Source organism: Gordonia alkaliphila, from assembly GCF_023017165.1.
In the GTDB taxonomy this organism is placed as follows: Bacteria; Actinomycetota; Actinomycetes; order Mycobacteriales; family Mycobacteriaceae; genus Gordonia; species Gordonia alkaliphila.
Genome location: NZ_JALKBW010000001.1, coordinates 2,634,958 through 2,649,298, shown reverse-complemented (window position 1 = coordinate 2,649,298; position 14,341 = coordinate 2,634,958). Strand labels below are relative to the sequence as shown.

Sequence of the window (14,341 nt, the reverse complement as noted above, 5' to 3'; positions counted from 1 at the left end):
ACGACTCGGGCCGACGTGTCGCCACGTCGGCCCGAGTCGTTTGATACTGCCGGTCGTCGTTACTGGCCGTCGATCAGTAGAGCGCTGCCGCGAGCTTGCGGCGTGCGGCCACCACCAGCGGGTCGGCCGGGTCGAAGAGCTCGAACAGCTCCAGCAGCCGGGTCCGCGCGCGGTCCTTGTCGTCGCCGAAGGTACTGCGAACCACCGCGAGGATCCGCTCGAACGCCGCCTCGTTCTGCTGACTGAGCAGCAGTACGTCGGCCGCCGCGAACTGGGCGTCGAGGTCGCCGGGCGCCGCCAGGTCGACGATGCTCGGGTCGTGCGCCTGCGCCCGCAGAATGAACTCGAGGTTGCGCACGGTGGCGCGGGCCTCGGGATGATTCGGTTCGGACTCCAGGATGGTGCGGTACACCGCGAGCGCGCCGTCGACGTCGCCGTCGTTCATCAGCTGCTCGGCCGCGACCATGCGCGGATCGTCGGGCTCGGCCGCGGCGTCCGCCGGGGCTCCGCCGCCCACCTTGCTCAGGATCTCGTCGATCCAGCCCTGGATCTGCGATTCCGGCTGCAGGCCGTTGAACGCCGACACCGGCTGTCCACCGGCCAGAGCCACCACCATCGGTACCGACTGCGCGCCGAAGGCCTGCGCGATGCCGGGGCTGGCATCCACGTCGACCCGGGCCAGCGTCCACTGTCCGCCGGCACGCTGCGCCATCGCGGCCAGCAGGGGCGACAGCTGCGCCGACTCAGGCGACCAGCCCGCCCACAGCTCCACGATCACGAGCTGACGCGCCGAGCGGTTGATGACCTCGGACTCGAAGGTGGCATCCACCACGTCGACCACTGCGCCACCGCCCGCTGCGGGGGCGGACGCGCCGCCACCGGCCCGACCGGCGTCGGCCTTGGCGGCCAACGCGCTCAGGTCCACGGCGCCGGACATGGCCGCCGCAGCCTGCATACCCGCCGCCTGGCGATTCCTGGGATTCGTCACACCGTCACTCTTTCATGCCCGCCTTCGACATCGTCGATCCCGGTCGCCGCGGCGGCGTTCTCGTGCAGGTGACCCGCACGCTGGGCCCACCACTCGAAGATCAGCGTGAAGAACGGCGGGATGGCCGACAGCAGTGCGAGCACGGTGACCTTCCAGTTCCATTCCAGCTCCACCGCGGTCCAGAACGCGATGGCCACGAAGGCGACGAACGCGATGCCGTGCAGCATGCCCGGCACCATGGTGGCCGCGTCGATACCGGCGCCGTACTTGACGCCCATGCCGATGATCAGCAGGCCCCAGGTGATCGCCTCGATCAGCGCGATCAGTCGGAAGCGCGACGCGGGATGCGTCAGGTCCAGCCAGCGGCTGGCCCAACTGGCGTTGTCCTCGGTGGTCGTGGTCTCGGGGGTCGTGGTCTCGGGGGAAGTGCTCATGTATGCGTCATCCATCGTTGTGTATCGGTGTTGCTCAGTGTTGCAGCGGAGGTTCCCGTCGCCGGGGACGGGATCAGGCCTTGGGCACGCGCACGATCAGGGCGTCGCCCTGGCCGCCTGCGCCGCACAGCGCGGCCGCGCCGACGCCGCCGCCGCGACGCTTCAGTTCATTGGCCAGGTGCAGCACGATGCGGGCGCCGGAGACGCCGATCGGGTGACCCAGCGCGATCGCGCCGCCGTTGACGTTCACGAGCTCCGGATCCACGCCGAGCTTGCGGGTCGACGCCAGGCCGACGGCCGCGAAGGCTTCGTTGATCTCCAGCAGGTCCAGATCAGTCGGAGCGATGCCCTCGCGGTCGCAGGCCTTGGCGATGGCGTTTGCGGGCTGCTCCTGCAGGGAGGAGTCCGGGCCGGCGACGACGCCGTGCGCGCCGATCTCGGCCAGCCACTCCAGGCCCAGCTCCTCCGCCTTGGCCTTGCTCATCACCACGACGGCGCAGGCGCCGTCGGAGATCTGCGAGGCGTTGCCCGCGGTGATGGTGCCGCCCTTGCGGAATGCCGGGCGCAGGCCGCCGAGCGACTCGACAGTGGTGCTGGCGCGCACGCCCTCGTCCACCGCGAAGGAGACGGGGTCGCCGCCACGCTGCGGGATCTCGACGGGCACGATCTCGTCGGCGAAGGCACCGCTGGCCGCACCGGCCGCGGCCAGGCGGTGGCTGCGTGCGGCGATCTCGTCCTGCTGCTCGCGAGTGAAGCCGTCGGTGTCGTTGAAGTCCTCGGTCAGGCCGCCCATCGGCTGATCGGTGAAGGCGTCGTGCAGACCGTCGAACGCCATGTGGTCGACGAGCTCGGTGTTGCCGTACTTGAAGCCGCCGCGGCTGCCGGGCAGCAGGTGCGGGGCCTGGGTCATCGACTCCTGGCCACCGGCCACCACGCACTCGAACTCGCCGGCGCGGATCAGCTGATCGGCCAGTGCGATGGCGTCGATGCCCGAGAGGCACATCTTGTTGATGCTCAGCGCGGGCACGTCCCAGCCGATACCGGCCTTGACGGCGGTCTGCCGCGCGGGCATCTGGCCGGCGCCGGCGGTGAGAACCTGGCCCATGATCACGTAGTCGACCGCGGAGGCCGGGACGCCGGAGCGCTCCAGCGCACCCTTGATCGCGATCGCGCCGAGGTCGACGGCGGAGAAGTTCTTGAGCGAACCCATCAGACGACCGAACGGCGTACGTGCGCCCGAGACGATGACGGTGGTGTTATCGGACATGAGGGGACTCCTGAAAAAGGTGGGACTCTACACACCCTGTGACAAGGACCTCGTGACAGGGCACTTTGGGGTCAACGCTACCGTGATCGCATGAGCAATTCAGCATCGGAAGACGTGAACCGCACCACTGGTGCACTGGCGAATGTGGCCGACCTGGTGGTCGGTATCGACCACGTCGGGATCGCCGTGCCCGACCTGGATGTCGCGCTCGAGTGGTACCGCACCAACCTGGGCTTCGAGAACCTCCACGAGGAGGTCAACGAGGAGCAGGGCGTGCGCGAGGCCATGGTCGGACCGGCCGGCGCCACGGGTGCGCTGATCCAGTTGCTGGCACCCCTCAACGAGCAGTCGACGATCGCCAAGTTCCTCGACCGCAGCGGTCCGGGCCTGCAGCAGATGGCCGTCCGGGTGACCGACCTCGACGCCGTCACCGCGGTCCTCACCGGCAACGGCGCGCGCCTGCTGTACCCGGCACCCAAGCGCGGCACCGCCGACTCGCGGATCAACTTCGTGCACCCGAAGGACGCCGGCGGCGTGCTCCTGGAACTCGTCGAGCCGGCCGCCGGACACTGACCCGAACCGGCTCCGGCGGGCTCCGGAGTCGAGTCACACCAGCCACACCGTTACCAAAACGCAGCACAACACGCCGCGCGTGATACACCCGGTGACGGTGTGGCGGGCCTAATGTTGCCCACATGTCAGCTCCCGGTCAGCGTCAAAGCCCCTTCCCCATCGTCATGCGCGGCTACGACCGCGATCAGGTCACCGACCACATCCGCCAGCTCGAAGCAGATCTGGCGATGATGGCCTCCGACCGCGATTCGGCACACGCCCATGCCGATGAACTCCTCGGTCATCTCGAGCAGGCCCGCGGACGCGTCCGCAGTCTGCAGAACGACGTCGACGCGCTGTCCGCGCCGCCGACCACGGTCACCGGCATGAGCGAGCGCCTCTCCCGCATGCTGACCCTCGCCACCGAGGAGGCTGAGGAGATCCGCTCCACCGCCCGCGACGAGGCCGCCGAGATGGTCTCGGTGGCCCGCCAGCAGGCGGCCGACCTTCGCAGCGATGCGTCCAGCGATGCGGCGCGCACGATAGAGCTAGCCGGCCAGCAGGCCGACAAGACCGTCACCGACGCCGAAGCGCGCGCCGCCGAGATCGATGCCAACGCCGAGAAGGTGCGCGAGTTCTCCGCACGGGACCGCGCCGAGGCCGAACGTCAGATCGCCGAAATGCTCGCCACCGCCAAGGACCGCGCCGCCGCACTCGTCGCCGCCGCCGAAGACGACGCCGCCGGTCTCCGCGGTGCCGCGCACCACGTCGCCGCCGCCCGTCTGGCCCGCTCCCGCGACCTGGCCCGGGCCGCCAACGACGCGCACACCCAGATCCTGGAGCACCTCGGTGCTCTCGGCGAGCACATCGCCGCGCTCCCCGGCGCCCTCGACCTGTCCGAGGACGAGCAGGCCCTGGTGGCGACCACCGACGCCGACGACCTCGAGCTGCTCAACCGCACCCTGGTGGGCCGCGATCGATTCGAGGCCGACGCCCTGGTCCCGGGTGTGGAGAGCACCGATGTCCTCGACGCCGTCGACAGCGCGTACGACGAGATCGGCTACGGGGACCGCGAGTACGGCGACAGCAAGTACGGGGACGCCGAGTACGACGATCGCGACCTTCTCGCCGACTTCACCTCCGGCAAGGACGACGGACCCACTCGCGCCACCGCCTGATCCGCCCACCCGGGCAGACAGCTGCCCTCTCCCCTGACACGCCAACGCCCTCCCGGATCTTCGGTCTGGGAGGGCGTTCGCGTGTCGGTGCCCGGTGACCGGGTCGACGCCGCACAGGTGGGCTCAGAAGAGCCGGAACTCGGTGCTCTCCGTGCCGCGGAGACGGTCGTAGTCGAGGGTCACGCAGCGGATGCCACGATCGGTGGCCAGCGTTTTCGCCTGCGGCTTGATCTGCTGAGCGGCGAAGATGCCGGACACCGGGGCCAGCGTCGCATCGCGATTGAGCAGTTCCAGGTAGCGGGTGAGCTGCTCGACGCCGTCGATCTCGCCGCGTCGCTTGATCTCCACCGCGACGGTCTGCCCGTCGCCATCCCGGCACAGGATGTCCACCGGCCCGATGGCGGTCATGTACTCGCGGCGGATCAACGTGTAGCCGTCGCCCAGGGTCTGCACGTGCTCGGCCAGCAGTTCCTGCAGGTGCGCTTCCACGCCGTCCTTGACCAGACCGGGATCGATGCCGAGTTCGTGCGACGAGTCGTGCTCGATCGCGTTCACGGTGATCCGCAGTTGCTCCCCGGCCTTGTTCTCCACCACCCAGACGGCCTGTGCGTCACTGCCGTCGGGCGCCGGCTCCTCGGTGAGCCAGCAGGGCGGGCTCATCCAGTTCAGCGGCTTGTAGGCGCGGTCGTCCGCGTGCACGCTGACCGAACCGTCGGACTTGATCAGCAGCAGCCGGCGGGCCATCGGCAGATGAGCGGTCAATCGGCCGACATAGTCGACCTGGCATTCAGCAATCACGAGGCGCACGCCAGACAGCCTAACGCCCGCCCCTGCGCCCGCGGGAGCCTCCCCGGTGCGCCACGGCCCTGCCGCGGCGTCCCCACGCACCTGCCCTCTCCGCGGCCACAGTCACTCCGCACTCGGAACGGCGCCGCCGCGCCACATGCGCGGCACGACGACGCACAGGCGGCACCCGCACCAAAGGCGGCAGTCCACACCAGAGGAGACGCCCCGGCGGCCGCTTCTGGTGCTGGCTGCCGCCACTGTTGGGTACTGCCGCCTTTACCGTCGACGACCGGGGTGTACCCGCTGTGTCGGTAGAGCCTGCACACGATGCTAGGCTTCGCGCTTAGATGCTTTCAGCGCTTATCCTTTCCGTACTTCAGCTACCCAGCTATGCCCTTGGCAGAACAACTGGTACACCAGCGGTACGTCCATCCCGGTCCTCTCGTACTAAGGACAGGTCTCCTCAATTTCCTACGCCTGCGACGGATAGGGACCGAACTGTCTCACGACGTTCTGAACCCAGCTCGCGTACCACTTTAATGGGCGAACAGCCCAACCCTTGGGACCTACTACAGCCCCAGGATGTGATGAGCCGACATCGAGGTGCCAAACCTCCCCGTCGATGTGGACTCTTGGGGAGATCAGCCTGTTATCCCAGGGTAGCTTTTATCCGTTGAGCGATGGCCCTTCCATGCGGTACCACCGGATCACTAAGTCCGACTTTCGTCCTTGCTCGACCTGTATGTCTTGCAATCAAGCTCTCTTCTGCCTTTACACTCTACGTACGATTTCCGACCGTACTGAGAGAACCTTTGAGCGCCTCCGTTACTCTTTAGGAGGCGACCGCCCCAGTCAACTGTCCACCTGACAGTGTCCCACTACCTGATTCAAGGCAGCTGGTTAGAATCCCAGTACTACAAGGGTGGTATCCCAAGGATGGCTCCACACAGACTGACGTCCATGCTTCATAGCCTCCCACCTATCCTGTACATGTAGCACCGAGACTCAATGTCAAGCTACAGTAAAGCTCCATGGGGTCTTTCGTCCTGTCGCAGGTAACCGGCATCTTCACCGGTATTACAATTTCACCCAGTCTGTTGTTGAGACAGTGCCCAAATCGTTACGCCTTTCGTGCGGGTTCGGAACTTACCCGACAAGGAATTTCGCTACCTTAGGACCGTTATAGTTACGGCCGCCGTTTACTGGGGCTTAAGTTCACTGCTTCGGTTACCTAACAGATCCCTTAACCTTCCAGCACCGGGCAGGCGTCAGCTCCTATACATCGTCTTGCGACTTAGCAGAAACCTATGTTTTGGTAAACAGTCGCTTGGGCCTATCTCTGCGGCCATGTTTCATGGCACCCTTCTCCCTAAGTTACGGGTCATTTTGCCGAGTTCCTTAACAACAGTTCTCTGGCTGGCCTTAGGATACTCTCCTCACCCACCTGTGTCGGTTTGCGGTACAGGCACCTTTAACCTCGATAGAGACTTTTCTCGACAGTGTGAAATCAGCTACTTCGCTACTACTAAATTTCGCTCCGCATCGTACCCCCAGCATTATTCTAACGGATTTGCCTACCTGAACTGCCTCATACTTGCCCGCACATAACCAACAGTGCGGTGCAGCTTATCCTACTGTGTCATCCCATTTCTCAAACGGTTATTGGTGGTACAGGAATATCAACCTGTTGTCCATCACCTACGCCTTTCGGCCTCGGCTTAGGTCCTGACTAACCCAGGCGGACGAACCTTCCCCTGGAAACCTTGGGTTTACGGCCTGTGGATTCTCACCACATCTCGCTACTCATGCCAACATTCTCACTTCTATACAGTCCACATCACTCCTTACGGTAATGCTTCAATCCGTATAGAAAGCTCTCCTACCCATCATAAATGATGCCGTAGCTTCGGTAGTACGTTTTAGCCCCGGAAATTTTCGGCGCAGGATCACTCGACCAGTGAGCTATTACGCACTCTTTAAATGAGTGGCTGCTTCTAAGCCAACATCCTGGTTGTCTGTGCAATCCCACATCCTTTACCACTTAACGTACATTTAGGGACCTTAGCTGACGATCTGGGCTGTTGCCCTTTTGACTATGAATCTTATCACCCACAGTCTGACTCCCAAGCATAAGAATACGGTATTCGGAGTTTGATAGTCTTCGGTAAGTGCAATACCCCTGAGGACATTCAGTGCTCTACCCCGTTTCTCTAAAAATCTTGAGGCTAGCCCTAAAGCTATTTCGGAGAGAACCAGCTATCTCCGGGCTCGATTGGAATTTCACCGCTATCCACAGGTCATCCCCGAGCTTTTCAACGCTCGTGGGTTCGGTCCTCCACGAAAATTTTACTTTCGCTTCAACCTGCCCATGGATAGGTCGCCCGGTTTCGGGTCTACGTCAACTAACTATACGCCCAGTTAAGACTCGCTTTCGCTGCGGCTCCACACCTTAGTGCTTAACCTTGCTAGGTAACGTAACTCGTTGGCCCGTTCTACAAAAGTACGCAGTCACACAAATAATGTGCTCCTACAGCTTGTAAGTGTAGGGTTTCAGGTTCTATTTCACTCCCTCCTGGGTTCTTTCACCTTTCCCTCACGGTACTATACGCTATCGGTCACTAGGTAGTATTTAGGCTTGGAGGATGGTCCCTCCTGCTTCCCACAGGGTTTCACGTGTCCCGTGGTACTCTGGATCATATCTGAGATTTCTTTTTTGAGCTACGTGGCTTTTACACTTTATAGCGGAGCTTTCCAACTCTCTTCACTCTACAATAGCCTCTTCCTTATGATATGTCCGCAACCCCAGTGAAGAAAACTTCACTGGTTTGGCCTGTTCCGCGTTCGCTCGCCGCTACTTACGGAATCGAATTTCTTTCTCTTCCTCCGGGTACTTAGATGTTTCAGTTCCCCGGGTTCCCCTCGCATAGCTATGTATTCACTATACGATACTTAGACATTACTCTAAGTGAGTTTCCTCATTCGGAAATCTTGGGATCACAGTTTACGTGCAACTCCCCCAAGCTTATCGCAGCTTATCGCGTCCTTCATCGGCTCCTAGTGCCAAGGCATTCGCCCTACACCCTTAATAACTTGACCAGTTATTAAAATGCTTCGCCAATGTCTTTGTCTTCATATACATTCAAAATCCCATTGCTCATCTTCTTTATATGATATATTTTTTAAAGAGTTTATCTTCTTCTTTATATAATGTCATATCACTAAATGTTATGCAGTTTTCAAAGTACTAGTACTTAACAAGTAAGTACAAATGGTGGAGATAAACGGATCAACCGTTGACCCCTGCGTGCAAGGCAGGTGTCTCCAGCTGAGCTATACCCCCATATGTTTTTTCAACAAAATATATTATAATCACTTTGTCGATCCTTAAAATTTAAACAGTAGGTTAATTCTCCCTGAAAAGGAGGTGATCCAGCCGCACCTTCCGATACGGCTACCTTGTTACGACTTCACCCCAGTTATTGATTTCACCTTCGACACTCGCTTCCCAAAAGGGTTAGCTAAGTGGCTTCGGCACCCAACTTCCGTGGTGTGACGGGCGGTGTGTACAAGACCCGGAACGCATTCACCGCAGCATTCTGATCTGCGATTACTAGTAACTCCAGCTTCATGTAGGCGAGTTTCAGCCTACAATCCGAACTGAGAATGGCTTTAAGGGATTAGCTCGGCCTCACGACTTGGCTGCCCTCTGTACCACCCATTGTAGCACGTGTGTAGCCCTAAGCATAAGGGGCATGATGATTTGACGTCATCCCCACCTTCCTCCAGGTTATCCCTGGCAGTCCCTCTAGAGTGCCCAACTTAATGCTGGCAACTAAAGGCAAGGGTTGCGCTCGTTGCGGACTTAACCCAACATCTCACGACACGAGCTGACGACAACCATGCACCACCTGTCACTTCTGTCCCGAAGGGAAAAATGCGATTAGGCATCGGTCAAAAGGATGTCAAGCTTAGGTAAGGTTCTTCGCGTTGCTTCGAATTAAACCACATGCTCCGCTACTTGTGCGGTCCCCGTCAATTCCTTTGAGTTTCACTCTTGCGAGCGTACTCCCAGGCGGAGTACTTAATGCGTTAGCTGCGGCACCGAGGGGGTAACCCCGACACCTAGTACTCATCGTTTACGGCGTGGACTACCAGGGTATCTGATCCTGTTTGCTCCCCACGCTTTCGTGCCTCAGTGTCAGTTACAGTCCAGAAAGCCGCCTTCGCTACTGGTGTTCCTCCTAATATCTACGCATTTCACCGCTACACTCGGAATTCCACTTTCCTCTCCTGCACTCAAGTTTTCCAGTTTCAAGAGCTTACTACGGTTGAGCCGTAGCCTTTCACTCCTGACTTAAAAAACCACCTACGCACCCTTTACGCCCAGTAAATCCGGAATAACGCTAGCCCCCTACGTATTACCGCGGCTGCTGGCACGTAGTTAGCCGGGCTTCCTCCTCAAGTACCGTCATTATCTTCCTTGAGGACAGAGTTTTACGACCCGAAGGCCTTCATCACTCACGCGGCGTTGCTGCATCAGGCTTTCGCCCATTGTGCGCGGAATATTCCCCACTGCTGCCTCCCGTAGGAGTTTGGACCGTGTCTCAGTTCCAATGTGGCCGATCACCTCTCAGGTCGGCTACTGATCGTCGCCTTGGTAAGCCATTACCTTACCAACTAGCTAATCAGACGCGGGTCCAGATTGTCATACCGCGATTCCGAATTTCTAGAAGAAACTTGGTCGCTGACGACTTGGACTAAGTTACACAGGGCCGAACGGGAACACAACTCGACTGGTCAGGGCGGTTTCGGTGGCATGACCTGTCCTATCGGTCAGTCACCGCGCCTGATCGGACAGTTCCCGACCGCCCTGCCCTGGACTTAGCGTTTGTGCATGAACGGACCGACTCCGACCAGCACCGCGCTCACCGAGGCCGACGTGTCGCCGGTGACGGACTCCGAGCTCGTGCACAGCCGCGACGTGGTGCGGCGGTACAGCGCCGAACGCGACGTCCAGGTGCACACGGGTGCCGACCGCTTCCGTGTCCGCTCCACGCCCGAGTCGCTGCGCCTGCATCACCCACTCACTGCGGACACGATCAGCGACCAGACGGTGGTCGCCGGCCTGTGCGGTCTCGTCGACGAGGGTCTGATCGTCGGACAGGACGAGTTCGAGCAGGTCTTCACCGAGGTGGTGCAGTCGTGCCACGTCGATCCGGCCGCGGCGTGGCGGCACTTCTACCGCAATTCGGTGCGGGAACTGCGCGGTACGGACGGTGCGTTCAGTCCCGTGCACCGACGCGCACGCTCGCTGCTGGTCGGCGACTCCGTGCTCGAGGTGGGTTCCTGCTTCGGACTGCTCGCGTTGCAGTGCGCCCAGGACGGCCTTCGGGTGAGTGCCTGCGACATCTGCCCGGGTGCGCTGGAGCTGCTCGACACGGCCGCGGCCGACTTCGGGGTTCCGCTGGCGACGTCGCTCGCCGACGCCCGGTCGCTGCCGTATGCCACCGACTCGTCGGACACTGTGACGCTGATCCACCTGTTGGAGCACCTCGACGGCCCCGACGTGACGCGCGCGATCGACGAAGCGGTACGGGTGGCGCGTCGACGCGTAGTGATCGCGGTGCCCTACGAGGAGGTGCCGAACGAGCACTTCGGACACCGGCAGCGGTTGACCGAGGCCGACCTGCACCGATGGGCTGCCGACCGGCCGGACTGCTCGGTCGAGATCTTCGACGACCACGGCGGCTGGCTGGTCCTGGAACCGCGCTGACGGAGTCGCCCGGGCTTGAAGCCCCCGGCCAGGAGCCCTCGACGCGAACCGCCTCTCGGGCTCGAGGCCCTCAGATGAGGCCGCGCTTGCTGGCGACGTAGACCGCGTCGGTGCGCTTGGAGACGCCGAGCTTCCGGATCAGGTTCCGGATGTGGAACTTCACCGTCGACTCGGAGATGTAGAGCCGGCGCCCGATCGCCGGGTTCGACAAGCCGTCGGCCATCAGCCGCAGCACTTCGCGTTCGCGGTCGGTGAGTTCGGCGGCCACCTCGCGCTCCCCTGCCATCGCGCGCATCACGCTCAGCGAGCTCCGCGGGTCGAAGGCGCTGCCGCCGTCGGCGAGGGCCCGGATCGCGCGCACGAGTTCGGTGGTGTCGACGTCCTTGACCACGTACCCACGCGCACCGGCGCGGACCGCGCGGACCACCAGGTCGTCGTCGAGGAAGGTGGTCAGCACCAGGATCGACAGGTCCGGGTTCCACCGGTGCAGTTCGGCGATCAGGCGCATGCCCTCGTAGTCGGTGCCCGCGGTGAGTTTCAGATCGACCACCACGACGTCCGGGCGCGCATGCGCCACCTCGGTGAGGGCGCCGTCGTAGGTGCCGGCCTCCCCGACCACGGCGATGCCGTCGTGTCGGTCGAGCAGCGCGCGCAGACCCTCGCGGAGGACGGCGTGATCGTCGACCAACACGGTGCGGATCGTCGGTGCCCCGGCCACAGCCTCGGTTCCGTCTTCGGTCATGCCGATCCCCTTTCCCCGATATCCCTGGCCCCGATCTCACTGACCCCTATCCCGGTGTCCCCGAGCGGGATCTCCACCGCGATGCGGATGCCGCCGGCCCGGGATCGGCGGATACGCAGCGAGCCGCCCAGTTCGCCCGCCCGCGAGGCCATGTTGGCCAGGCCCCGACGACGACCGCCGGCGACGTCCCCGGCCGAGGCCGCACGCAGCAGGCTGCGCAACCGGCCCGGATCCCCGATGCCGTCGTCGTCCACCGCCAGCAGAATCCGATCGTCGGTGTACCCGAGGCTCACCGTGACGTGACCGGCATCCGCGTGCACGGCGGCGTTGAACAGCGATTCGCCCGCGATGCGCAGCACCGCGTGCTGGATCTCGCCGGGCAGTTCCCGCGGCCGGCCGCGCACCGTCACGGTGGCCGCGGTCTGCGCGGGCATGTGCAGCTCGCACAGTCGATCCAGGGCCTCGGCGATGCTGGCCGACGGGTCGCTCGCGTCGTTGAGCGTGTAGATCACGTTGCGGAGCTGACCGACCGCTTCCCGCGAGAGCAGCATCGCCTTGTCCAGGTGGTCGGCCACCTCGGCGTCGACGTGGCCGCGGCACAGCTCGATCTGCAGCCCCGCCGACAGCACCGACTGCCCCACCGAGTCGTGCAGTTCCCGGGCGATCCGGCTGCGCTCGGTGTTCAGCAGCGCGGTGCGCTGGACCGCCGACAACTCGCGCTGGGTGCGCTCGAGTTCGGCGTTGCGGTCGGCGAGCTCGGTGGCGCGTCGCCGCGTCTCGAAGAAGAGTTCGGCGTTCACCATCGCCACCGCCGTCTGGCGCGCGAGGATCTGCAGGACCTGCAGGTCGGCCTGGTCCACCTGCCGCTCGGGCGGCGTCCAGGCCGACAGCCCGCCGACGAGTCGGCCGCGATAGGCGATCGGGACGTGCAGGTGGTGGTCGTCGACGATCGGTGCGGCGAGCACGGCCCGTTCGCCGCGCAGCAGGTCGATCAGTCGGTTGAGCACCTCGACCGGCAGTTCGGTCGGTGCATGCGCGATGCTCACGCCTTCGAAGGCCAGGATGCCCCGCTCCGGGGCGGCGATGAGGTGGCGCGGCGCCGCCTGTTCCAGCTGGCCGTCGGCCAGGGCGAAGACCACCCACTGCGCGGTGAGGTGCTCCCGGACCGTCTCGACCACGTCGACGACGAGGCGTTCGGGCCCCTGATCGGTCTGCGCCAGCGCCCCCGAGATGCCTTCGAGCGCCGCCATCACGCGGTGCAGGCGCGCCTCGCTGCCGCGGTACTGGGCGTAGTGCCCGCCCTTGACGCTGCTCAGCCCGACCAGGCTGGCGAGGTCGTCGCCGGGGGCGGTCTCGTCGCGGGGTGCGGGGCGCGGAATGTTCACGTCTACAGCGCCGCCCGGTAGACGTCCAGGATGCCGACCGCCTCGGGGCGGCGCGGGTTGGTCATCATGCAGGAATCGGCCAACGCGCGCTCGGTGAGCAGCTCCAGGTCACCTGCCCGCACACCGAGCGGACTCAGCGTCGACGGCATCCCCACCCGCTCGGCGAGGCCACCGATCTCGTCGGCCAGTCGGTCGGCCACGGTGCGGTCGCCCCCCGTGTCGGAGAGTCCGACGGCGCCGGCCAGGACCGCGAAGTCGTCGGCGCACACCTCGGCGTTGTACCGGACCACGTGCGGCAGCAGCACCGAGTTGACCGTGCCGTGCGGCGCATCGCAGTAGCCGCCCACCGGGTGGCTCATCGCATGCGCGGCACCGAGGATCGCATTGGTGAAGGCCATGCCGGCCCGCGTCGCCGCCAGCGACATCTCCGAGGCGGCGTCGGCGTCGTCCGGGCTCTGCACGAGGCGTTCCAGATTGGTCCACACCCCGGTGAGCGCATCCACGGCGAGCGCGTCGGTGAGCCGCCCGCGGGCAAGCGAGACGAACGCCTCCACGCAGTGGGTGAGCGCGTCCATCCCGGCCTGCGCGATCACCTCAGGCGGTGCGGTGGACACCAGTTCCGGGTCGATCACCGCCACGTTCGGCACCAGGGTGCGACCGACGATGGTCACCTTGGTGCGTCGCTCGGTGTCGTTGATGATGCAGAACTGCGAGACATCGGCGCCGCTGCCGGCCGTCGACGGGATCGCGACCAGCGGCGGCAGCGACACCGCGGCCTTATCGATCCCCTCATACTCCAGAATTTCGCCGCCGTTGGCGGCCAGCACGGCGACGCCCTTGGCGGTATCGATCACCGAACCGCCGCCGAGCGCCACCAGCCCGTCCGCGCCGTGGTCGGCGTAGGCCTCGCGACCGGCGATCACCTCGCTCGACCGCGGGTTGGGAGTCACATCCAGGTAGGCGGCCGGCTGCAGGCCGCGGCGGCGCAGATCGTCGAGCAGCCGTTCGAGCCACGGCGTCCGGGCAAGATTTCGATCGGCGACGACCAGCGGCCGTTCGACGCCGAGCGCGGCGACCGCGTTCGCGGCCTGCGCCAGCGCCCCGGGACCGAAGAGGATCTCCGGGGTCTGGAACTTGGTCAACCGGTGCAGCCCCTGCCCGCGCGGCGGGATAGACAACATCGACGTGCACCTCCTGTGCGCTGGTCCCCGAGCGTTCACCGCCGGGGCCGCCGAA

10 protein-coding genes, 1 tRNA gene and 2 rRNA genes are annotated in these 14,341 nt (G+C 63.8%); 3 read left to right on the top strand and 10 right to left on the bottom strand.

Features of this window, described 5'->3' with window-relative positions; genetic code table 11:
- Positions 1-73: 73 nt before the first annotated feature.
- From MUG78_RS12005 to MUG78_RS11995, 3 genes are all read right to left on the bottom strand, one after another.
- Complete coding sequence (locus MUG78_RS12005) at positions 74-937, bottom strand: tetratricopeptide repeat protein (protein ID WP_246997007.1); 864 nt, start codon at positions 935-937, stop codon at positions 74-76.
- Positions 938-984: 47 nt separating this feature from the next.
- Positions 985-1,422: a DUF3817 domain-containing protein gene (locus tag MUG78_RS12000; RefSeq protein WP_246995080.1), complete on the bottom strand. Its 438-nt coding sequence runs from the start codon at positions 1,420-1,422 to the stop codon at positions 985-987.
- 73 nt (positions 1,423-1,495) lie between these two features.
- The gene (locus MUG78_RS11995) at positions 1,496-2,689 is read right to left on the bottom strand and encodes an acetyl-CoA C-acetyltransferase (protein ID WP_246995079.1); all 1,194 of its coding nucleotides are present in this window, start codon (positions 2,687-2,689) and stop codon (positions 1,496-1,498) included.
- A 90-nt stretch (positions 2,690-2,779) separates the two neighbouring features.
- Here MUG78_RS11995 and mce point away from each other — a divergent pair, with 90 nt between their 5' ends.
- The gene (gene mce / locus MUG78_RS11990) at positions 2,780-3,262 is read left to right on the top strand and encodes a methylmalonyl-CoA epimerase (RefSeq protein ID WP_246995077.1); all 483 of its coding nucleotides are present in this window, start codon (positions 2,780-2,782) and stop codon (positions 3,260-3,262) included.
- A gap of 122 nt (positions 3,263-3,384) precedes the next feature.
- Positions 3,385-4,419, top strand: a complete 1,035-nt coding sequence (locus tag MUG78_RS11985) for a hypothetical protein (RefSeq protein WP_246995075.1) — start codon at positions 3,385-3,387, stop codon at positions 4,417-4,419.
- A gap of 123 nt (positions 4,420-4,542) precedes the next feature.
- Here the strand turns inward: MUG78_RS11985 and nucS are convergent, their stop codons facing one another.
- The 4 genes from nucS to MUG78_RS11965 all read right to left on the bottom strand — a co-directional run bounded on the left by nucS (position 4,543) and on the right by MUG78_RS11965 (position 10,071).
- Positions 4,543-5,226, bottom strand: a complete 684-nt coding sequence (nucS, locus tag MUG78_RS11980) for an endonuclease NucS (protein WP_246995073.1) — start codon at positions 5,224-5,226, stop codon at positions 4,543-4,545.
- A 270-nt stretch (positions 5,227-5,496) separates the two neighbouring features.
- Positions 5,497-8,301, bottom strand: a 23S ribosomal RNA gene (locus tag MUG78_RS11975).
- A 173-nt stretch (positions 8,302-8,474) separates the two neighbouring features.
- Positions 8,475-8,545: transfer RNA gene (locus tag MUG78_RS11970), tRNA-Ala, on the bottom strand.
- Positions 8,546-8,622: 77 nt separating this feature from the next.
- Positions 8,623-10,071 (bottom strand): 16S ribosomal RNA (locus tag MUG78_RS11965).
- Together the 16S and 23S rRNA genes with 1 tRNA gene alongside form the textbook arrangement of a ribosomal RNA operon.
- A 28-nt stretch (positions 10,072-10,099) precedes the next feature.
- Here MUG78_RS11965 and mftM point away from each other — a divergent pair.
- Positions 10,100-10,978, top strand: coding sequence for a mycofactocin oligosaccharide methyltransferase MftM (mftM, locus tag MUG78_RS11960; RefSeq protein WP_246995071.1), 879 nt, complete (start codon positions 10,100-10,102; stop codon positions 10,976-10,978).
- Between the two features lie 70 nt (positions 10,979-11,048).
- On the opposite strand, the gene MUG78_RS11955 is transcribed toward mftM, so the two are convergent.
- Genes MUG78_RS11955 through MUG78_RS11945 form a run of 3 tightly spaced genes read right to left on the bottom strand, consistent with a single transcriptional unit; the run spans position 11,049 to position 14,286 of the window.
- The gene (locus MUG78_RS11955) at positions 11,049-11,720 is read right to left on the bottom strand and encodes a MadR family response regulator transcription factor (protein ID WP_246995069.1); all 672 of its coding nucleotides are present in this window, start codon (positions 11,718-11,720) and stop codon (positions 11,049-11,051) included.
- The gene (locus MUG78_RS11950) at positions 11,717-13,105 is read right to left on the bottom strand and encodes a MadS family sensor histidine kinase (RefSeq protein ID WP_246995067.1); all 1,389 of its coding nucleotides are present in this window, start codon (positions 13,103-13,105) and stop codon (positions 11,717-11,719) included. The genes MUG78_RS11955 and MUG78_RS11950 overlap by 4 nt, the downstream gene beginning before the upstream one ends.
- A gap of 2 nt (positions 13,106-13,107) precedes the next feature.
- Entirely contained in the window at positions 13,108-14,286 is a 1,179-nt protein-coding gene (locus tag MUG78_RS11945; protein WP_246995065.1) for an iron-containing alcohol dehydrogenase, read from the bottom strand.
- Positions 14,287-14,341: the final 55 nt, after the last annotated feature.